The following is a 19,594-nucleotide window of genomic DNA, read 5'->3' on the forward strand; positions in this document are numbered from 1 at the left end:
AACGCGATTCTGCGTTAAAAAACGCCATCGACGCGTCTTAGAAAGGTCCTTCACTGCGTTCAGGATGACATGCGCGCTGTGTGCGCGTAACGTCAGTTACGAAGTAATCCAAGCAATTCTGGAAGAATGGTATGGATCCCCAATCGAGTTGGGGAAGACGAACTGGGGGCGTTTGCTAAATCTCAAAAGTTTCTCAACCCATCAAAGAAGACACACTAACAGCAAGCGGCTGGCGCCACCGGCACCAACGTGCGGAGACGTAGCGTATGGATGAAACAAGACAACGTTACCTCTCACGTCTGCCAGATCTGCCCCGATGGGTAGAGACGCGCGACGTGCTGTTGAGGGAGGGTGCCAGGCTACTTGAGCATCCGAGTCGGAACGGCTTCGTAGTTCGGAGCGCGGATGATGGTTCGGGTTCCGCGGTTGGGGATCCGGAACCCGACGCCCTTGCCTTGGCCGCTGGTCAGCGGCTTTGTTGTTGTGTAAAGAAGAGCCTCGCCCTCACAAACCAGACACTCCCATGAACAAAGTGACCCCGTTCCTCATGTTCAACGACCAGCTCGAAGCGGCGATCGCGTTTTACACCGCGACGTTTCCGAACTCCGAGGTACGCCACGTCGCCCGCACGGGCAAGGACGGCCCCATCAGCTCGGCCGAGTTCGTCGTTGGGGGTCAACACTTCATGGGCTACAACGGAGGTTCGTATTTCAGCTTCTCCGAGGGGGTCTCGTTTTACGTGGACTGCGCGGATCAGGCGGAAGTGGATGCGTACTGGGACAAGCTCGTGCAGGCCGGCGCGACGCCGACGGCATGCGGTTGGATCAAAGACCCCTTCGGCCTCTCCTGGCAAATTGTCCCGAGACGATTCACCGAGCTGATCGGTGATCGGGACTCCAATAAGGTGAAGGCGGTGATGGAAGCTATGATGACGATGGTGAAGCTCGACGTGGCGGAGCTCGAGAGAGCGTATAAGGAGGCGTAGGCGTGTTCTGTCGATCGTCGGATGTAAAAAGACGATAAGCCCCCACGCCACCCTCTGGAAACTCAAATTCCCTCGGCACGGCGACGACCACGCTGGCTGCGCCTGGATCACCGTCCAGGGGCGCCTATTGGCTCACCAACACCCGGCCTCGGATCGGTTACCCGGGACTGGTCACCAGCCGGTAGAGTTCACCCGGCGAGACTTCCAAAAAGCCCCGCGTTTATGCCGGCGATGGCGGTTTGTGCCCTGGGCATATGCTGTGTACCTTGCGCCATAAAATAGGCCGTGTCGTCCCTCGCGGCACTGGGCCGAATCAGAAACCGTTGAGATTTTCTATTCTCTGCTTTTCGAGCGGCAGTTCTGTGCCTGATAGCAGTGAATTTCTGAGATCGTCTTCCTCGCGAAACGAGCGAAGCGACTAACGAAGTAAAGCGGGAAACGAGCGAAGCGACTTACGAAGTAATCCAAGCAATTCTGGAAGAATGGTATGGATCCCCAATCGAGTTGGGGAAGACGAAGAGGGAGCGTTTGCTAAATTCCAACAGTTTCTCAAGGTTTCTCTTGATGCGTCTCAGGTACATCAACACGAATGGAGTAGGATAGATGGACATGGCCATGCCTGAATACCGAAGCGAGGTGCTCTTAGAGCTGGAGCAGATTCCTCCCGAGTTCTTGCCGGCTTTTCTCAAGCTGGTTCGTGCCTTTCGCGAAGGGGTCACCTTTCCTACCGCGCAGGATAGCTTCCGGCAGGGATGGAACGAGGCGTTGAGTGCTCAGACCCGTCCTGTATCCAAGCTGTGGAAGGATCTCGATGTCGAGTGAGACCCCCCGGCAGGTCGATGTAGCGTTCACGCTGGAATTCAAACGCAACATCCGGCTACTGGACAGACGATGAGCCTCTACGCCCCCCTCTGAAAGCTGAAATTCCCTAGACACGGCGACTACCACGCCGGCTGCGACGGGATCACCGTCACCGCCCAGGGGGTGCCGGCGCCTATCGGTTCTCCAACACCCGGCTTCGGATCGGACGGGTTGGTCTCAACGACAGGGCGGCCGGTCGCCTTGAGGCTGGTTGCCGGCCAAAAGGGTTGAGGTCACCCGGCGGGACCTTTGTGTAACACATCGTTTTGGCCGGCGAAGGGCGGTTGTGCCTCAGGTATCCGCTGCGTACCTTGCGCTATGAGAGAGGCTGTTTCGCCCTTCGCGGCGCAGCTCAGCCGTTGGACGAAGCACGCACGTTTGAGCATGAAAACATCTCTTCCGGCTGGGATTTCATGGGTGATGACGATGCTCGTGTGCCGCGACGCGGCCGCCGAGGTTGAATTCTGCAAGGTGACGTTCGGAGCGTCTGAGTTGAACGTGCGACCTGGACCCGATGGACGAGTTGCGCACGCACTGCTGTCGATCAGTGGAACCCATGTGATGATCGAAGCGGAATGGCCGAGTCTGGCGAGCCGTGCTCCACAGCTCGATGGATCTTCTCCGGTGGTGATTTTCGTCTACGTGGAGGACGTCGACTCCACCCTCGAGCGAGCGGTAGGAGCGGGCGCGAGGGTTCTGCTGCCATTACAGGACCAGTTTTGGGGTGATCGCACATGCCGTATCATGGATCCGTCCGGTCACGTATGGACGATCGCGACGCGGGTCGAAGAGACGTCTGCCGAGGAGCGAACGAAGCGATGGTCAACGATAGTGAAGCCGAAAGGTTAAGAACGCCCAACAAAATCGCTGGACCGAACGCGGGCGGGCCGCGTCAGTTGCCAATTCGGACGCCAAGGGCCGCCCGCGTCGGTCGGTTCCGTCTGTTATGCTCCCCCTGGAATAAGAAGATGAGCCTCTACGCCACCCTCTGGAAACTGAAATTCCCGCGGCACGGTGATTACCACGCCGGCTGCGACTGGATCACCGTCACCGCCCAGGGGTTTCCGGCGCACAATCGGTTGGTTGCGGAGATATACACACCGTAGGGGGCGTGAAGCTGCATTTTGAGGATGGCGCTTCTTCCACGTTACCCTAAAACGAAAACCATCGTGCACTCGCGCCAAGTACACACGGGCCATTCGATCCCATGCGACTACTCATTTTCGGCAATTCCGGTTCAGGTAAGAGCACCTACGCACGCGCTATTTCAGCACGACACGGGCTGCCGCATCTCGACCTGGATTCTATCGTCTGGGAGCCCGAGCAGATCGCCGTGCAGCGGCCCGAGGAGGATATCGCGGCCTCGCTGGCCGAGTTTATTTCCCGCAACGCCACCTGGGTCATTGAGGGCTGTTATGGGGAGTTGGTCCAATCCGCGTCGGCGCACTGCACGGAACTTATCTTCCTCAATCCTGGCGTCGAGGCCTGCCTGGCCAACAACCTCCGACGCCCCTGGGAGCCTCACAAGTACGCCTCCCTTGATGAACAAAACGCCATGTTGTCGGCTTTACAGGCATGGGTAGCAGGTTACTACGAGCGAGACGATGCCTGGTCATACAAGGCGCATCGCGCTGTGTTTGATGCCTTCCCAGGTGTAAAAGTCGAACACATCGAGGCGACCGAGTATACGGTTTAACCGGGCGCCAAAACCGAATCCGACTTCGGAACAGGGGTGTGGCGCCGTTTCGTGGTCGTGCTGTGAGAGCCCATGCACCCGAACCCAGCTTACCCTCTTCGTCCCGCCGGCGCCCGGCGCGTTGCTCGAGGCCCATCGCCGGCGGCTCGACCCCGTCCAGGCCGGCCTGATCGCCGCCCATGTCACCCTGTGCCGCGAGGACGAAATCGCGCGCCTCGATCCGCAAATCCTCCGCCACCGCATCGCCTCCCGGCAGCGATGCAAGGATAGCCGGCTCTATCCGGGTATTGTGTCATGCATGGGTCGCCGTTACATTGTAACCGGGCGCTCCGCGCATGGCGTCGGCGCTCACACGAACACGTGGTCCGTCGCGCCCTCGATATCAACCCCCTGGAAGCATGGGCAAGCGCTAATGGAGTACGTATCAGATCGACCTATCGATCATCGAGGCACGCCTCAACGTCGGAAGCTGTTCACGGCTCGAGCGGTCCGACTCATCTGCGCTACGTTCCTGTACGGCGCTGTCTTTGCGTTTACCCCCGCGGCTGCCCAACAGGTGGATAGTAGCGAGCTTAACCCGGCGCCGGCGCAAGCGTTGGATGGCATACCCGAACCCCCGGGTAGGGTTGAACTCCAACCCGTCGCCGGCGATGACGAGATCAGGCAACGCATCGCGGATATTCTCACAACGACAGGATGGTTCGGCGAGCCCGAAGTCACTGTCGAGCAAGGAATCGTTTTCCTGAAAGGAACGACGGACACCGACGAATACAGGCAGTGGGCCGGAAATCTGGCGAGGAATACGGTAGGCGTGGTTGCCGTCGTTAATCAAATCGAAATGACCCCCAGCAGGATTTGGGATTTCGACCCCACCTTTCAGGTCATGGACGATTTAGCGCGACGATTCGTTCGGTTGCTGCCCCTGATCGTGGTGGCATTGGTCGTCATCGCCATTTCGTGGTTCCTCGCCAGGTTTACTGTGCGTGTACTGCGTCGTTGGCTCCTCGATCGATCCCTCACCCGTCTATTACGCGAAGTACTGGCCCGCGCCGGCGGTATCCTTGTCATGCTTGCGGGTCTCTACCTTGTGCTCCGCATCGCCGGACTCACCCAACTCGCGCTTACGGTGGTGGGCGGCACCGGCCTGCTGGGCCTGGTGCTGGGCATCGCCTTCCGCGACATCACCGAAAATTTCCTCGCCAGTCTCTTTCTAAGCTTGCAGCAGCCGTTTCGTGAGGGCGATCTGGTGGAAGTAGCCGGCGTGACGGGTTACGTGCAGCGACTGACCTCCCGCACGACTGTTCTGATGACACTTGATGGCAATCAGGTGCAGGTACCCAATTCGACCATCTTCAAAAGCACGATCCGCAACTTCACTAGCAACCCCAATCGCCGGGAAGATTTCGTCGTGGGGATCGGCTACGACGACTCCATCCCTCATGCGCAGGAAGTCGCCTTGAAGGTGCTCGCTGAACATCCGGCCGTTTTGGATGAGCCCGAGCCGCTGGTGCTCGTGGAAAACCTGGGATCGTCCACGGTGAACCTGCGTGTTTATTTCTGGCTCGATGGAGGTCAACACAGCTGGTTAAAAGTGAAATCGTCTGTCATCCGGCTCGTCAAGCGGGCCTTTCAGGAAGCCGGAATCTCGCTGCCGGACGAAGCCCGCGAACTCATCTTCCCTCAGGGTGTACCTGTACACATCATAGAAAGCGCAGGGTCTACCGAGCCAGCCGCCCCAACCCGGGCGAAGCCACCTGTCGAGCCCAAAACCGTGGCGACCAGTGGGGAGGCAAGCCTGCAAAGCGATGCCGGGGAAATCAAAGAACAGGCACGTAAATCCTGGACTCCCGGGGAGAATCTCTTAACGCCGACGTCGTTTCCGGATCCCACGTGAACGCGATTGAGAGACGATCACAGAGGGTGTGGAATCTGTATGGGAATCGCTGGAGTCTGCTTTTCAACGACGCAACGGCTCATGTGCCAGGATATCCGAATATGTGGGATCGACTGAGTTTCGTCATCAAACGTCTTCGTGAGCGCTTATGGATCAAACCGCTCATTGAACCGCCCCGGATTTGCCGGAGACTCCAACATTTGAGAACTTGGAGTCATGGACAAGCGCACAAGGTACTCCCCCGAGGTCCGCGAGCGGGCCGTACGCATGGTGTTCGACCACCAGCATGATCATCCCTCCCAGTGGGCGACGATAGCATCCGTTGCCCAGAAGATTGGCTGTACACCCGAGACGCTCCGTCAATGGGTACGGAGCCAGGAACGGGACGAAGGCCGTAGGCCGGGTCCGACGACGGACGACCGCTCTCGGCTGAAAGAGCTCGAACGCGAGAACCGCGAGCTTCGTAGAGCTAACGAGATTCGTAGAGCTAACGAGATTCTGCGCAAGGCGTCAGCCTATTTCGCATTGGCGGAGCTCGACCGCCGACAGAGACGGCGATCGACGATCGCCTAATGGTTAGGTTCATCGACGACCATAGAGCCCTGTACGGAGTCGAGCCGATCTGCGCGGTCTTGCCGATCGCTCCGTCGACCTACCATGCCCATAAGGTTCGCCAGGCGGATCCGGCGCGTCGTTCCGTCCGGGCGCAGCGCGACGAGAGGCTCCGTGGCGAGATCCAGCGCGTCTGGGATACCAACTTCCAGGTCTACGGTGCGCAGAAGGTATGGCGTCAGTTAGATCGAGAAGGGGTCGTCGTGGCCCGCTGTACCGTAGAGCGGCTGATGCGTACGCTAGGCCTTTGTGGCGCCGTGCGAGGCCGCCGGGTGAAAACGACCGTGCCGGCGGACGTGGCGGATCGGCCGCAGGATCTCGTCCAGCGCAACTTCACGGCCGTGCGCCCCAACTTGGCGATGGAACATCGCCGAATATGGGTTTCGGATTTCATGTACGTGGCCACCTGGCGCGGCTTCGTCTATGTGGCCTTTGTGATCGATGTCTTCTCCCGACGGATCGTAGGTTGGCGTGTGTCGAGTTCGCTGAAAAGCGATCTCGTCCTTGATGCCCTCGAGCAGGCGATCTACGAGCGGGACGACGCGGAACGCGATCGATTGATTCATCACAGCGACCGTGGCGTCCAATATTTGTCGATCCGGTACACCGAGCGGTTGTCCGAGGCCGGCATAGAGCCCTCGGTAGGCAGCCGGGGCGACTCACTTGCCGAAGTACTTCGGCAAACAATGCGCTGGCTGAATCCGTGATCGGCCTGTACAAGACGGAAACGATCCGCCGGAAGGGGCCGTGGCGCGGCCTCGAAGACGTCGAGTTCGCCACGCTTGAATGGGTATGGTGGTTCAACCATCATCGACTTCTCGAGCCACTCGGTTATCTTCCCCCAGTTGAATACGAGAATAAGTATCACCGCCGCCAGGAGAATCAGCATCTCGAAGCGGTACTCAACTAACCTAGTCTCCGAAAAACTCGGGGCGGTTCAGTATGTTCAGGACATGCTCGGCGATAATAGCGATGACGACTGAGGAACGCCTGTAGCGTACGGCATATAACAAACCATCGCCGGCGAGACCCAGAGTACGCGGTTGACAACAAGCTCGAAAAGTTTGCGGAAGCGTACATCAACGAAGCACTGGTGAGCGCTGATCACAATCAATGTTGCACCGTTTAGCCATCGTCTCGCCCACGGGGGTGAGCCATAGATAGAAGACCGAAGTTATACCTATGAAGCACACATCCTTACGGGCGCAGGCGTTGGGCCTTGCCGGCTGGCTGGCCGGCAGTTTCGTCACAGCCGCCATCGGAGGCCTCGCGTCCGTGCGGGCGGCTGTGTTTTACAACGAGATCATTCAACCCCCCTGGGCGCCACCCGCGTGGCTGTTTGGTCCGGTGTGGACCATCCTCTACATTCTCATGGGTACCGCCGCCTGGCTGATCTGGCGGAAACACGGTTTCCGCGGGGCGGCCACCGCGCTTACGTTGTTTGTCGCGCAGCTGTGCGCAAACGCGTTGTGGACCTGGCTCTTCTTCGCGTGGCGGCAAGGGCCCCTCGCGCTCGCGGAGATCATTGTGCTCTGGTTACTCATCGCCGCCACCATCGGCGCATTCTGGCGGTTGGACCGCATCGCGGCGCTTTTGTTGGCGCCCTATTTTGCCTGGGTTACCTTCGCGACCGCCCTGAATTATGCGCTGTGGCGTCTTAATCCAGCGCTATTAGGGTAGGGATTCCACACGCCGGCCACCTGGAACGCTCGGGAATGGCGACAATCAACGCCGCGGAAACGACCCTTATGATGCATGGAATCATCGACACACTCGCTCTCGCGATCGTTTTGCTATCCGCCCTCTATCTGGTGTCGCTTGCCGTTGTTTCATTCGCACGGCCGGCCCGTGCGTCAACCTATCTCCTGGGCTTCGCGGGATCAGCGTTGGCCCACTACGTGGAGTTGGGGATCCGGATTATTGCCGGCGCCGCCTTCGTGTTTCGTGCGCCCTATATGGTATTCTCCGATTACTTCGCCGTTTTCGGCTGGATCCTCCTCGTTACCACGGCCGGACTCATGCTTGTTCCATGGCAATGGCACCAAGCGTTTGCCCGGAGAGCGGTTCCTTATGCTGTCCAAAGACTTACCCTTGTAGCGGCCTCGTCTTTGGTAGCCGGCGGCTTCATCTTCTACGCGGCGTTGCGTTGAAGAGGCGGCCAATCCGTCACGTTGTCCGAATACTGCTGCGGCGGCGATCGATCATCCGAAGCGTTTTAAGAATTGGCATCAGCTTTCGATGGATACAGAAGCGAAACTGCGCGCCATCAAGGTGATCCATACGTTGGTGTGGGCCGTCTTCGCGGGTTCCATATTGGCCGTCCCTGTCGTGGCGTTCCTCGGTAACCTCCCGGTCGCGTGGAGCCTCATTGGATTCGTGTTCCTGGAAGTCGTTGTGCTGGTGGCCAACCGCATGACGTGCCCGCTAACCGATGTCGCCGGCCGCTATACGGCCGAACGCCAGGAAAACTTCGATATTTATTTGCCGCGATGGTTGGCTCGACACAACAAGACCATCTTTGGTGGGCTCTATCTTGCAGGTATCGTTTACACCGTATGGGTGTCGGTTCAGGCCGCTGCTTGATGTTCATTTCATGCTCGTCGCGGTAGAGTCAAGTGCCGTTTGGCCACGAGGAATCATCAATACACTTACGAAATGCGACCCCGTCTCTATTCCATCAACATCACTCTGGACGGATGCTGCGACCATCGCGCCATCACGCCGGACGAAGCGATGCAACGGAAACCCGATCGTCGGCTACAGCAAACCAAAGGCAGGGATCCGGCTCATGTTCTGGAGCGGGGCGGATTTTGATGAACCCGGCCTCGACGTGGTGGGCAAAAAGTTTAAGGATGCCTCCGTGTTTTACAACGACGCCTCCGAAGTCGCGGCCGGCGATGTACGGCGGTGGCTCGGGAAAGCGCGGGAGATCCAGTGGGATTACAAGCATATCGTTAAGCGTAAGGGAAAGCTTGAGCGGCTGAAATGAGATAGCCTGCCCGTCATCCCACTTTGCACGTCACGCCGGCAGACCGTATCTATCAGCCCCCACCAGCCCTTAGCCGGTCATGAACCCTCGCCTCCTTCTCCTCCTCGCCCTCCTTGCCGCGGCGTGCCAGCCGGCCTCTCCCCCCGCCACCTACCTCCTCGACGAAGCCTCTCTGCCCGACTACGAGCGCACCCTCGACCACGCCGGCCTCATGGCCGACTGGAGCGAGGAGTTCTACCACAAGGGGATGGTCACCTACCGAAACGCCTGCTACAGCTGCCACGGCGACACCGAACAACCGGGCTCCATCCCCAACTCCCGCCAGTTCTGGCAGGAGGCTTTCAAGAACGGCGCCGATCCCCACGCCATCTACCAGACCCTCACCCGCGGCTATGGGCTCATGCCGCCGCAGATGCGCCTCACTCCACGCGAGAAGTACGAGGTCATCCACTTCATCCGCGAGGAGTTTCTCAAGGAGCATAATCCAGACCAGTACGTCCCGATCACCGACGCCTACCTCGCCGGCCTCCCCGCCGGCGACACCCTCGGGCCCGATCCGCAGCCCTACCAGCCCTGGGCCGAGATGGACTATGGCGACTTCCTCATCCACACCTACGAACTCGCCAATTCGGACGACCCGCCGCGCGGTATCTCGGGCGGACGCAGCCCCCTGCCCAACGAGGACTTCCGCGACGTCAACTTCGCCTACAAGGGCATCGCCATCCGCCTCGATGAGGGCGAGGGCGGCGTGGCCGCCGGCAAGGCCTTTGTCCTGTTCGATCACGACCTGATGCGCCTCACCGGGTTCTGGACCGGCGAGGGGTTCATCGACTACGAGGGCATCCTCCTCAACGACCGGCACAACATCTTCCCGCGCACGGTCGGCACCATCCAATTTGAAAACCCCATCACCCCGGGATGGGCCAACCCGGCCACCGGCGGCTTCGCCGACCCCCGGTTCGTGGCCGTCGACGGCCGGCCGTTCGGTCCGCTCCCCCGCGACTGGGCGCACTACAAAGGATTGTACCGTCACGGCAGCCGCGTGGTCATCGCCTACTCGGTGAGAGATACGCAGGTGCTGGAGTCGTACGACCTGGAGCAGGATGGCGTGGCGCCCATCGTGAGCCGGACGCTGAACATCGGCGCGGCGTCCTCACCGCTGACCATGCGGATAGCGCCGGCGGAGGCGGCGGTCCATGTCGCGGGGGCGTCCACGGCCGTCGAGCAGGGCTTCCACGTGCTGAAGGTGCCGGTTGGCACACCGGTCAACGTCAAGATCTGGATGGCCGCCAGCGGCGTGGATGTCGCCGCGGCGGCGCGTGCCGGCGATCCGCCCGATGACCTGACTCGCTACACACAGGGCGGGCCGGCGCATTACACCGAAGTGCTCTCCTCGCCCATCATCCCGGGCGACGACACACACGCGTACGCCGTGGACGTGCTCACCCTCCCGCAGGACAACCCCTGGAAAAGCCGTATGCGCCCCACGGGCATCGACTTCCTCCCGGGTGGCGACGAGGCCGTCGTGACCACCATCGACGGGGAGGTGTGGCGCCTGGAAGGCATTACGCGGGATGAGGGCACCATCCAGTGGCGCCGCATCGCGACGGGGCTCTTCCAGCCACTCGGCGTGAAGTATCACGACGGGGCGATCTATGTGGGATGCCGGGACCAGATCGCGGTGTTGCGCGATTTGAATGGCGACGGCGAAACCGACTTCTACGAGAGCTTCAACAGCGACCATCAGGTGACGGAGCATTTCCACGAGTTTGCGATGGGGCTCCAGACCGACGCCGCCGGCAACTTCTACTACGCCAAAAGTGCCCGCCACGCACGTACCTCCCTGGTCCCTCAGCACGGCACCCTCATCCGCGTCAGCGCTGACGGCCGCACGTCCGAGATCATCGCCCGGGGATTCCGCGCGGCCAACGGCGTGCTCCTCAACCCGGACGGCTCGTTTATCGTCACCGACCAGGAGGGCCATTGGAATCCGATGAACCGGATCAACTGGGTGGAGGAGGGTGGCTTTTACGGCAATATGTTTGGCTATGGCGCACCGGCGGATTCGTCCGACGAGGCGATGATCCCCCCGCTGCTGTGGATCGACTCGAAATACGACCGCTCGCCGGCGGAGCTGCTCTGGGCCGAAAGCGACCGCTGGGGGCCGCTCGAAGGAAGCCTGCTCAGCCTCTCGTACGGCTACGGCAAGATCTTCGTCGTGATGACGCAGACGTTCGACAACATCCGACAGGGCGCCTTCGTCGAGCTGCCGGTGCCGCAGTTCCCCACGGGCATCATCCGCGGCCGGTTCAACCCGCGGGACGGGCAGCTGTATGCGCTCGGCATGTCGGCCTGGGCGACCAACCAGATGATTCAGGTGGGCGGCCTCTACCGGATTCGCTACACGGGGCAGCCCTTGCATCTGCCCACCGCGATGAAGGCCCGGACGTCGGGCATCGAGCTCACCTTCGCAGAGCCCCTGGAAAAGGCCGCCGCCGGCCCGGAGGCCTTTACTGTCACCGTGTGGGACCTCAAACGCGCCCGTACCTACGGCTCCGAGCGCCTGAACACGCAGGAACTGCGCGTCGACGGCGTCACGCTGTCGGCCGACGGCCGCACCGCGTTGATTCAAATACCCGACCTGGCGCCGACGTGGATCGTGGAGATCGCCTACGACCTGAAGGCCGCGGGTGGCGCCGCGTTCGACGGGGTGGTGCAAGGTACGGTCTATGCGCTGGAGGGCGACTCGCCAGCGTTCTGATACCCCCGATCACGGTCCGCGACATCCCTCCGGCATCATGAATAGCTCGCTCCTTTTATCTATCGGTTTGATATACGCTATCCTCACACGATCGGGCTGGCGCTCGGCGTCGCGTACGTGGTAGGATTACGCTCGACGCCGGCCGGCCTGCTCGTCCTCTTCCCAACTATCAAGGAAATGCAGGTAGATGCCTGAAATAAGTTGCTTTTTGGAATCATCATCCGGATGTATTTTGGAGAACACAACCCGCCCTACTTTCATGTCCAATATGGAGATGCCCGGGTCGTCTTCAGTATCCAGGCCCTTCGTTTGATTGAAGGAATACGGCCCCCTCGGAATATGGGTATGGTCGTCGAATGGGCTGCGCCCCATCAGGAGGCATTGAAGTGAGATGGGGAGAAGGCAAACGCGAACGAACCGCTTGATAAGATCGAGCCCTTACAGTAAGCCAGAAGATCGAGTGTAATGACAGCGGCAACCCTGTGAGCCGGCATGCTACACGCTTTCCTTCCACTGGCCGCTCTCGCCTACCCGCGGCAGCCTCCTCACGGGGCGGATGATGGTCGATAGCCCGTTGCTGATAGTTGGTTGTCCCCGCTCGACATGAGTCAGCGCAACGCGTTTGCCAGATAGTCTATGCCCGAACAACTCAGCCGGACCATTGAAGCGCTTTACCGGGCGGAATCGGGACGGGTGCTGGCAACCCTGGTGCGCCTCCTGGGCGACCTCGACCTGGCCGAGGAGGCCATGCACGAGGCATTCGCCGCGGCGCTGGAGTCCTGGTCCCGGACGGGGGTTCCGGCGAAGCCGCGGCCCTGGCTGATTTCGACGGCGCGATTCAAGGCGATCGATCAGATGCGCCGGCGCGCGCGCTTCGACAAAACACACGACGTCTTCGCTCTCGGCGCAGACCTACTGCTCAGCGCGGCATGGCCCGAAGATGCCGCTTCCGATCACGATGCGAGGGAGGACGAGGAGATCGAAGATGATCGACTCCGACTCCTCTTCACCTGTTGCCACCCTGCGTTGCCTCCGGAAGGACAGGTAGCGCTTACCCTGCGCGAAGTCTGCGGCTTGACCACACAGGAGATCGCACGGGCCTTTCTTGTCCCGCCGGCGACGCTGGCCCAACGCATCGTGCGCGCCAAGGCTGTCATTCGCGAAAGGTCGATTCCCTACCTCGTGCCCTCGCCGCGGGAATTACCCGTCCGGTTGGGAGCGGTCCTTCAGGCCGTGTATCTGATTTTCAACGAAGGGTATTCCGCGGAGACGACGCGAGTTGAATTAAGCCTTGAAGCCATCCGTCTGGGCCGGCTGCTGCTCGACCTGCTCCAGCTGCATACCATTGATGAGCCCGAAGTGTTCGGGCTGCTGGGGCTGATGCTGCTACAGGAGTCGCGCCGTGCCGCCAGAACCTCTCCCGGGGGAGACCTCATTCTGCTGGAGCAGCAGGATCGGTCGTTATGGAACCGCGAGCAGATCGCTGAAGGTGTCCTGCTCACCGAAAAGGCCCTTCAATCCCGCCGCTTCGGGGCCTATACGCTGCAAGCGGCCATTGCGGCTGTTCACGCCGGCAGTTCCTCCACGGCATCCACCGACTGGCGCGAGATTACGCGACTCTATAACCGGTTGCTGGGAATGCATCCCTCCCCCGTTGTCGAGCTCAACCGCGCCGTGGCCCTCGCCATGTGCGAGGGTCCCGAGGCCGGCCTCGCGCCTATCGACGCGTTGTTGGAGCGGGGTGGACTGGCGGAGTACCCCCTTGCCCATGCGGCGAGGGCTGATATGTGCCGGCGGCTGGGCAGAACCGATGAGGCGATGTACTCCTACGAACGAGCGCTCGCATTGACGCCACAGGAACCCGAGCGACAATTTCTGATAGAGCGGATCCGGCAGCTAAAATAAATGGTGGAGTCGCTGTCGAATTCGGATCCGCTGGACGACTAGATATAGCAGAGCGATCACGTACGTCTCTGTATTTCTGAAAACAAGCACAAAAACACGCGCCGTCATGCCACAGTATCTCGTTGCCAGCTATCTTCCCGACGACTTCGACCCGTCCGTCATCTCCGAAGAGATTGTCGAGGCGATCTACGCCGTCAACCGCGAACTCATCGCCGCCGGCGCCAGGAAATTCGCCTGCGGCCTCTCCCCCGCCAGCGAGGCGAAGACGCTGAGGCCGCAGCCCAACGGCAAGATTTCCGTCACCGACGGGCCGTACATCGAGACCAAGGAGCACATCGGCGGTCTCTTGATTCTCGAAGCCGCGAATCTCGATGAGGCGTTGGCGTGGGCCCGCAAAGGGATGGTCTGGAATGCCGTGGTCGAGGTCCGTGAGATTCAATTTCACCCGGATCCGAAAGGAGCCACGCAGTAAGCCGGCCGCCGTGTCTGCAACAAAACTCTGCAACGAGACATGGAGCAGTCCGGATGCCTGGCTCCACACGTCAAAAAAGGACGCCCTCGGTTGGCCGGACTCCGTGGGGCTACTACCGAGTGCACAACGCGAGGTAGGTAGTCGATCAACGAACAAAGTCGAGGCCACCGCTCACACAACTACATGCGTTTCCTTTCCAGGCTACTTTGGATTGATGGCACCGGCGGTGCGCTCGTGGGGGTGCTTGTGCTGATCTTGAGTGGATGGCTCAGCCGGCTCGAGGGATTGCCGGAGGGCGTCCTGCTCTTCACCGCAGCGGCGAACCTGGCCTATGCCGCATTTTCGTTTCACTCGCCGTCCGACCCAATCGGTCGGTAGGGTTGATCAAAGTGCTGGCGGTCGCCAACATGGCGTGGGCGCCCGTGTGTCTTGGACTCGCCGTGGCGTTTGCCGGCTCGGCCACACCGTTTGGATTCGCGCACCTCGCCGGCGAGGCGGTGTTTGTCGGGGTATTGGGCGTGATCGAGTGGCGTTGGCGGCTTCGGTGAGGCGCCCGTTTTCCCGGGCGGGATTGGATTGCAGCGACAATTAGTAATATGGATCTTTGGCATCTCGCCAGCCAGGTCCTCCGTTTCTGTGTCACTCAGACCAATCGACCGCCATGAAAAACGTTACGGTACGTTGTATCCTCCTCCTCTTACCGGTTATGGTAGCGAACCGGCCCGCTGCCTACGCGCAGCTCATGGGGCCGACGGGCGGCTCCGGCGCCGACGGTGAATACAACCAGGCGTCCGACAGCCCCTTTTTCGAGATCGATTTTTCGACCGGGTACTTCCACCTGGAGGATTTCGAGGATGGATTTGACGTGCCGGGTGTCACGGCGGATAACGGCGGTGTGGTGAGTGTGATTTTCGGACCGGGCCTGCATGATTCCGTGGATGCCGACGACGGTGTCGTGGATGGAAGCGGACTGGATGGGGAAAACTGGTTTTATATCGGAGGGGCGACTGGGATTACCTGGACCTTTGACCCGACGCTGCTCCTCGCGCTGCCCACCCATGCGGGCCTCGTCTGGACCGATGGCGCCGGGGACATCATATTCGAAGCGTTCGATGCGGCCGGCACATCGCTGGGGACGGTGGTCGGCCAACATTCCTGCTGTGGCTTTGATGGCGCCACGGCCGAAGACCGATTTTACGGGGTGATCGAGCCGGCCGGGATTTCCGCGATCAAAATTTCGAGCAACGGCGGGGGAATCGAGATCGATCACCTCCAGTACGGTCGAATGGACGTCTCCAACGTGGCGATCGAGACGCCGGGCCGCGATGGGGCGTCGACTGCCGCACCGATCCTGTTTGAGAATTATCCGGAACCCTTCCAGGGCCTCACGACGCTGACCTTCAGCGTGCCCAATAACACGCCGGTGCGGGTCGAGGTAGTTAACGTGCTGGGTCAGATCGTGCAGGTCCCTTACGACCAATGGGCGAATCCCGGTACCACCGCCGTGCAGATCGATCTTTCGGGGTTGCGGAGCGGGATCTACCTCTATCGTATGGTGACCCCGTCAGGGATCGTAGGCCGGCAGATGATCCACACGAAGTGACGAGGGCTATGTAGTGGGTTAATTCACAACTTGAAACGAGGCATTGGTCGTGATATTCTGATGTCCTTGACGGGCGTGCAATTCGCGGATGCAAGGGAGCGGCGCGTACCTGTCGATTTTGAAGAGATGCCTACATTTTTTATCTCCCTTCAAGATCTGATCACCTCCAAACAAGCACTCGGTCGCCCGCAAGATGTGATTGATGTAGCGTTGCTTCGCCAGGGATTAGATCCTGATAAGCCGGCATTACGGTGATGAAGATCCCTCTTGCAGTTGACAGACGCGTGCTTTTACATTTTCCCATTTCTTCTGCTGGTCGCCCACGCCGGCTGCCAGCCTCCATCAAGCCCCCCAACATCATCCTGCTCCTCGGGGACGACCATGGCTGGGAAGAGACTGGCTACAAGCAGGCATCCCCACGCGCAAACCCCGATGCTCACGCGATGACCCCCTCTGGCGTGTTCGCCAGGACGGCCTAACCGATAAATAGGAGATGGCAATAGGAATGGAAGACACGAACCGACCCCTCATACTGGTCACGGGCGCCACCGGCTATATTGGCGGACGGCTTGTTCCTCGCCTGCTCGAGATGGGGTATCGCGTCCGGTGCCTGGTGCGTGATCCTGTACGCCTCCAGGGGCGTCTCTGGCAGCATGATGTCGAGATCGTGGCGGGGGACGTGCTCCAGCCGGAAAGTCTCGCTCCAGCCATGCAGGGTGTATACGCAGCCTATTACCTGGTTCACAGTCTGGCGGGTGGTTCTGATTTCCACCAGCGCGACCTTACCGCTGCCAGCCATTTTGGCGTGGCTGCCAGAGCCGGGGGCATCAAGCGCATCATCTTCCTCGGCGGATTGGCCGAGGCCGCGCCCGGTCTGTCGGAGCATTTGCGTTCGCGTCAGCAAACGGGCGATTGTCTGCGTAGCGCCGGCGTCCCGGTCACTGAATTCCGTGCCGGCGTCATTGTTGGCTCCGGCAGTCTCTCGTTTGAGATGATTCGGTACCTGACGGAGCGCGTGCCGGTGATGATTTGCCCCCAGTGGGTCTACACGCGCACCCAACCGATTGGCATTCGTGAGGTACTGGAGTATCTGGCCGCCGCGCTCGCCGTGCCCGACAGTAGTGGTCGCGTCATCGAGATCGGCGGTGCGGATGTCGTCACTTATGGCGAAATGATGACGATCTATGCGGAGGTTCGCGGCCTCAAGCGCTGGATGATACCCGTGCCGGTTCTCACGCCTCGCCTGTCGTCGTACTGGGTGAACCTGGTTACGCCCATCCCGGCGGTCATCGCGCGCCCACTCGTCGAGGGCCTGCGGAATGAGAGCATCGTGCACGATCCCAGCGCCCTGCGACTGTTTCCCCACATCCAGCCAGCGGGCTATCGCACCACGGTAGAAAGGGCCATCGCGCGCCTCGAGGTAAACCACATCGAAACCGCCTGGAGCGATGCGTTGAGCACCAGCCAGGGCGATGTGGCCCCCGTAACGCTGACGACTCGCGAAGGTATGATTGTGGAACAGCGCCAATGTGTTGTCCTGGCGCCGGCAGCGGATGTGTATACGATCTTCATCGGGCTCGGGGGCAAGCGAGGCTGGTTTTATATGAATTGGGCATGGGCCATACGTGGGTTTGTCGATCAGATGATTGGTGGGGTGGGTCTGCGCCGTGGTCGACGCGATCCTGACGATTTGCGGGTGGGAGATGCGCTCGATTTCTGGCGGGTAGAGGCCGTGGAACCTGGACACCTGCTGAGATTGCGGGCTGAGATGAAAGTACCCGGAAAAGCCTGGCTGCAATTGCAGGTCAACGCCCATGGAGAGGACCAGGCACGGCTCTCGCAAACGGCGTATTTTGCGCCCAAGGGGCTGATGGGGTGGCTGTATTGGTATGCATTATATCCGCTGCATGCCTTGATTTTCAGCGGACTCATTCACCAGATTTCACGGCGCGCCGTCATTCTAAAACGCGATCGGCCCTGATGATCACCGTCCATTGATGCGGTGTGGATCAACCGCTTCGTAATGAAACCCCAAAATGAAGTCCACCATGTGTTGCGAACGTCGCCTGAGACAAGAGAAGTACCAGAAACTCCGACCGATGCTGGTGGCATTGGCGATGGTAGCGTTGACCGGCTGCTGGGCGCCCGACCAGACCCCCGCCATCCCCAATCAACCCCTGGAAGACCTCTCCGCGCCGGCGCTCCAACAGCAACTGGCCGACGGAAGCCTCTCCGCCGAGGCCGTCACCCGCTACTTCCTCGACCGCATCGCCACCCTCGACGACGCCGGCCCGAGGCTCAACGCCATCATCTCCACCAACCCGGATGCGATGGCAATCGCGCGGGAGCTGGACCGGCGCTTCGCCGAGTCGGGCCCCGTTGGCCCGCTCCACGGCATGCCGGTGGTCCTCAAGGACAACATCGACTCGGGCGATCCGATGGCGACGACGGCCGGCTCCATCGCCCTGGCCGGCCATCTGGCTACTGAAGACGCCTTTCTGGCCGCGCGGCTTCGCGATGCCGGCGCCGTCATCATCGCCAAGGCGAATCTGAGCGAGTGGGCCAACTTCCGGGGCGACAACTCGTCGAGCGGCTGGAGCAGCCTCGGCGGGCAGACGCGTAATCCCTACGTGCTCGACCGCAACGCCTGCGGCTCGTCGAGCGGCTCGGCGGTGGCGGTAGCGGCCGGGCTCACCCCGCTGGCCGTTGGCACCGAGACCAACGGGTCGATCGTGTGCCCGGCCGGCGCCAGCGGGATCGTGGGCATCAAGCCGACCGTAGGCACCGTCAGCCGGCACGGCATCATCCCCATCTCCCACACCCAGGATACGGCCGGCCCCATGGCGACCACCGTGGCCGGCGCCGCTCTGCTGCTGCAGGCCCTTGTTGGTGTCGATGAACGCGATAGCGGGGCGCGTGCCTTTCCCGAATCCGTCGATTTTGCGCCGGACCCGGAGGCGCTCGACCTGGATGGCGTGCGCATCGGCGTGTGGCGCGGACACTACGGAGCCGGCGAGATTCCGGAAGCCGATGCCATCCTCCAGACGAGCATCGGGTTATTGGAGCAGGCCGGCGCCACCGTCGTCGATTCCATCGCGTTTGCCATCCCCGGTGGCATCGGGGCCGCGTCGTACGAGGTGCTGAAGTACGAGTTTAAAGCGGGGATGGCCGCGTATCTGAGCACCCACGGGATTCCGAACGGGATGGCGTCGCTGGCCGACCTGATCGCGTTTAATGCCGCCAACGCCGAAACGGTGATGCCGGTGTTTGGTCAGGAGGTTTTCGAGGCATCAGAAGCCATGGGCGATCTTACCGAGCCGGCGTACCAGGCGGCCCTGGAAGCGAGCGCCTTTCGACTGCGAAGTCTGACAGATTCGTTGTACGCGGAGCACGCGCTGACGGCGCTCATCGCCCCGGTGAACGCGCCGGCCTGGAAGACGGACTGGGTGAGCGGGGATCGTTTTGGTCTGAGCAGTTCCTCCCTGGCGGCGATCACCGGGTATCCGAGCGTAGTCGTGCCTGCCGGATACATTTCGGGATTACCCATAAACATCGCGTTTATCGGGCCGGCGCTGTCCGAAGACACGCTGATCCAACTGGCGTATGTGTTTGAGCAGGCGGCGGCGGTGCGTGTCAAGCCGGCGTTTGTGCCGACGCTGGAGGAAAGGTAGCGCCGAAACGGATTCTGTTCGTACGCGGATGAGCCAAAGACCATTTTACTAAGTACATTCACGTAAATCCTGTCGGATTATCGTGAGTGGTTTCAGGTTAAGGGTTCACAAACTGTTGAGATTTCTACAATCCAGGGCATCGTCA

General features: G+C 60.7%; 20 protein-coding genes, 1 pseudogene and 1 other annotated feature. Of the genes and pseudogenes, 20 read left to right on the forward strand and 1 reads right to left on the reverse strand.

Features of this window, described 5'->3' with window-relative positions:
* Window positions 1–523: 523 nt before the first annotated feature.
* The 12 genes and pseudogenes from SH809_16880 to SH809_16935 all read left to right on the forward strand — a co-directional run bounded on the left by SH809_16880 (window position 524) and on the right by SH809_16935 (window position 11,798).
* Entirely contained in the window at window positions 524–985 is a 462-nt protein-coding gene (locus SH809_16880; protein ID MDZ4701390.1) for a VOC family protein, read from the forward strand.
* A gap of 615 nt (window positions 986–1,600) precedes the next feature.
* Window positions 1,601–1,807 (forward strand): hypothetical protein, encoded by a 207-nt coding sequence (locus SH809_16885; GenBank protein MDZ4701391.1) that lies wholly within the window; start codon window positions 1,601–1,603, stop codon window positions 1,805–1,807.
* Window positions 1,808–2,230: 423 nt separating this feature from the next.
* Window positions 2,231–2,695 (forward strand): VOC family protein, encoded by a 465-nt coding sequence (locus SH809_16890; GenBank protein MDZ4701392.1) that lies wholly within the window; start codon window positions 2,231–2,233, stop codon window positions 2,693–2,695.
* 119 nt (window positions 2,696–2,814) lie between these two features.
* Entirely contained in the window at window positions 2,815–2,952 is a 138-nt protein-coding gene (locus tag SH809_16895; GenBank protein ID MDZ4701393.1) for a hypothetical protein, read from the forward strand.
* A gap of 101 nt (window positions 2,953–3,053) precedes the next feature.
* A complete protein-coding gene (locus tag SH809_16900; protein MDZ4701394.1) occupies window positions 3,054–3,542 on the forward strand; it encodes a hypothetical protein in 489 nt (162 codons plus the stop codon).
* A gap of 121 nt (window positions 3,543–3,663) precedes the next feature.
* Entirely contained in the window at window positions 3,664–5,436 is a 1,773-nt protein-coding gene (locus SH809_16905) for a mechanosensitive ion channel (GenBank protein MDZ4701395.1), read from the forward strand.
* A gap of 216 nt (window positions 5,437–5,652) precedes the next feature.
* Window positions 5,653–6,958: pseudogene (locus SH809_16910) on the forward strand (IS3 family transposase).
* Window positions 5,949–6,083: a sequence feature (AL1L pseudoknot), on the forward strand. It overlaps the preceding pseudogene by 135 nt.
* Before the next feature lie 272 nt (window positions 6,959–7,230).
* Entirely contained in the window at window positions 7,231–7,728 is a 498-nt protein-coding gene (locus tag SH809_16915; GenBank protein ID MDZ4701396.1) for a TspO/MBR family protein, read from the forward strand.
* A 35-nt stretch (window positions 7,729–7,763) separates the two neighbouring features.
* Window positions 7,764–8,198 (forward strand): hypothetical protein, encoded by a 435-nt coding sequence (locus SH809_16920; GenBank protein ID MDZ4701397.1) that lies wholly within the window; start codon window positions 7,764–7,766, stop codon window positions 8,196–8,198.
* A gap of 88 nt (window positions 8,199–8,286) precedes the next feature.
* The gene (locus tag SH809_16925) at window positions 8,287–8,631 is read left to right on the forward strand and encodes a hypothetical protein (protein ID MDZ4701398.1); all 345 of its coding nucleotides are present in this window, start codon (window positions 8,287–8,289) and stop codon (window positions 8,629–8,631) included.
* Window positions 8,632–8,641: 10 nt separating this feature from the next.
* A complete protein-coding gene (locus SH809_16930; protein MDZ4701399.1) occupies window positions 8,642–9,037 on the forward strand; it encodes a hypothetical protein in 396 nt (131 codons plus the stop codon).
* Between the two features lie 79 nt (window positions 9,038–9,116).
* Window positions 9,117–11,798, forward strand: a complete 2,682-nt coding sequence (locus SH809_16935; protein MDZ4701400.1) for a DUF6797 domain-containing protein — start codon at window positions 9,117–9,119, stop codon at window positions 11,796–11,798.
* Between the two features lie 126 nt (window positions 11,799–11,924).
* Here the strand turns inward: SH809_16935 and SH809_16940 are convergent, their stop codons facing one another.
* On the reverse strand, window positions 11,925–12,170 hold the full coding sequence (locus tag SH809_16940) for a hypothetical protein (protein ID MDZ4701401.1): 246 nt from the start codon (window positions 12,168–12,170) through the stop codon (window positions 11,925–11,927).
* A gap of 264 nt (window positions 12,171–12,434) precedes the next feature.
* Here SH809_16940 and SH809_16945 point away from each other — a divergent pair, with 264 nt between their 5' ends.
* The 8 genes from SH809_16945 (at window position 12,435) to SH809_16980 (ending at window position 19,449) form a co-directional block, all read left to right on the forward strand.
* Complete coding sequence (locus SH809_16945) at window positions 12,435–13,703, forward strand: RNA polymerase sigma factor (GenBank protein ID MDZ4701402.1); 1,269 nt, start codon at window positions 12,435–12,437, stop codon at window positions 13,701–13,703.
* A 106-nt stretch (window positions 13,704–13,809) separates the two neighbouring features.
* Window positions 13,810–14,175: a YciI family protein gene (locus SH809_16950; protein ID MDZ4701403.1), complete on the forward strand. Its 366-nt coding sequence runs from the start codon at window positions 13,810–13,812 to the stop codon at window positions 14,173–14,175.
* 183 nt (window positions 14,176–14,358) lie between these two features.
* Window positions 14,359–14,553: a hypothetical protein gene (locus SH809_16955; GenBank protein ID MDZ4701404.1), complete on the forward strand. Its 195-nt coding sequence runs from the start codon at window positions 14,359–14,361 to the stop codon at window positions 14,551–14,553.
* A gap of 2 nt (window positions 14,554–14,555) precedes the next feature.
* The gene (locus SH809_16960) at window positions 14,556–14,723 is read left to right on the forward strand and encodes a hypothetical protein (protein ID MDZ4701405.1); all 168 of its coding nucleotides are present in this window, start codon (window positions 14,556–14,558) and stop codon (window positions 14,721–14,723) included.
* A gap of 113 nt (window positions 14,724–14,836) precedes the next feature.
* The gene (locus SH809_16965; protein ID MDZ4701406.1) at window positions 14,837–15,778 is read left to right on the forward strand and encodes a T9SS type A sorting domain-containing protein; all 942 of its coding nucleotides are present in this window, start codon (window positions 14,837–14,839) and stop codon (window positions 15,776–15,778) included.
* 30 nt (window positions 15,779–15,808) lie between these two features.
* The gene (locus tag SH809_16970) at window positions 15,809–16,033 is read left to right on the forward strand and encodes a hypothetical protein (protein ID MDZ4701407.1); all 225 of its coding nucleotides are present in this window, start codon (window positions 15,809–15,811) and stop codon (window positions 16,031–16,033) included.
* 250 nt (window positions 16,034–16,283) lie between these two features.
* On the forward strand, window positions 16,284–17,759 hold the full coding sequence (locus SH809_16975; GenBank protein MDZ4701408.1) for an SDR family oxidoreductase: 1,476 nt from the start codon (window positions 16,284–16,286) through the stop codon (window positions 17,757–17,759).
* A gap of 118 nt (window positions 17,760–17,877) precedes the next feature.
* The gene (locus SH809_16980; GenBank protein ID MDZ4701409.1) at window positions 17,878–19,449 is read left to right on the forward strand and encodes an amidase; all 1,572 of its coding nucleotides are present in this window, start codon (window positions 17,878–17,880) and stop codon (window positions 19,447–19,449) included.
* Window positions 19,450–19,594: the final 145 nt, after the last annotated feature.

This window comes from Rhodothermales bacterium, assembly GCA_034439735.1.
Lineage (GTDB): Bacteria > Bacteroidota > Rhodothermia > Rhodothermales > JAHQVL01 > JAWKNW01.

What these genes read in the sequence shown, in the direction of transcription:
- SH809_16925 (MDZ4701398.1), top strand. Translation starts at nt 8,287, where the DNA reads ATGGATACAGAAGCGAAACTGCGCGCCATCAAGGTGATCCATACGTTG.
- SH809_16915 (MDZ4701396.1), top strand. Translation starts at nt 7,231, where the DNA reads ATGAAGCACACATCCTTACGGGCGCAGGCGTTGGGCCTTGCCGGCTGG.
- SH809_16900 (MDZ4701394.1), top strand. Translation starts at nt 3,054, where the DNA reads ATGCGACTACTCATTTTCGGCAATTCCGGTTCAGGTAAGAGCACCTAC.
- SH809_16890 (MDZ4701392.1), top strand. Translation starts at nt 2,231, where the DNA reads ATGAAAACATCTCTTCCGGCTGGGATTTCATGGGTGATGACGATGCTC.
- SH809_16895 (MDZ4701393.1), top strand. Translation starts at nt 2,815, where the DNA reads ATGAGCCTCTACGCCACCCTCTGGAAACTGAAATTCCCGCGGCACGGT.
- SH809_16930 (MDZ4701399.1), top strand. Translation starts at nt 8,642, where the DNA reads ATGCTCGTCGCGGTAGAGTCAAGTGCCGTTTGGCCACGAGGAATCATC.
- SH809_16965 (MDZ4701406.1), top strand. Translation starts at nt 14,837, where the DNA reads ATGAAAAACGTTACGGTACGTTGTATCCTCCTCCTCTTACCGGTTATG.
- SH809_16940 (MDZ4701401.1), bottom strand. Translation starts at nt 12,170, where the DNA reads ATGGGGCGCAGCCCATTCGACGACCATACCCATATTCCGAGGGGGCCG.
- SH809_16885 (MDZ4701391.1), top strand. Translation starts at nt 1,601, where the DNA reads ATGCCTGAATACCGAAGCGAGGTGCTCTTAGAGCTGGAGCAGATTCCT.
- SH809_16980 (MDZ4701409.1), top strand. Translation starts at nt 17,878, where the DNA reads ATGCTGGTGGCATTGGCGATGGTAGCGTTGACCGGCTGCTGGGCGCCC.
- SH809_16880 (MDZ4701390.1), top strand. Translation starts at nt 524, where the DNA reads ATGAACAAAGTGACCCCGTTCCTCATGTTCAACGACCAGCTCGAAGCG.
- SH809_16950 (MDZ4701403.1), top strand. Translation starts at nt 13,810, where the DNA reads ATGCCACAGTATCTCGTTGCCAGCTATCTTCCCGACGACTTCGACCCG.
- SH809_16945 (MDZ4701402.1), top strand. Translation starts at nt 12,435, where the DNA reads ATGCCCGAACAACTCAGCCGGACCATTGAAGCGCTTTACCGGGCGGAA.
- SH809_16920 (MDZ4701397.1), top strand. Translation starts at nt 7,764, where the DNA reads ATGGCGACAATCAACGCCGCGGAAACGACCCTTATGATGCATGGAATC.
- SH809_16975 (MDZ4701408.1), top strand. Translation starts at nt 16,284, where the DNA reads ATGGAAGACACGAACCGACCCCTCATACTGGTCACGGGCGCCACCGGC.
- SH809_16955 (MDZ4701404.1), top strand. Translation starts at nt 14,359, where the DNA reads ATGCGTTTCCTTTCCAGGCTACTTTGGATTGATGGCACCGGCGGTGCG.
- SH809_16935 (MDZ4701400.1), top strand. Translation starts at nt 9,117, where the DNA reads ATGAACCCTCGCCTCCTTCTCCTCCTCGCCCTCCTTGCCGCGGCGTGC.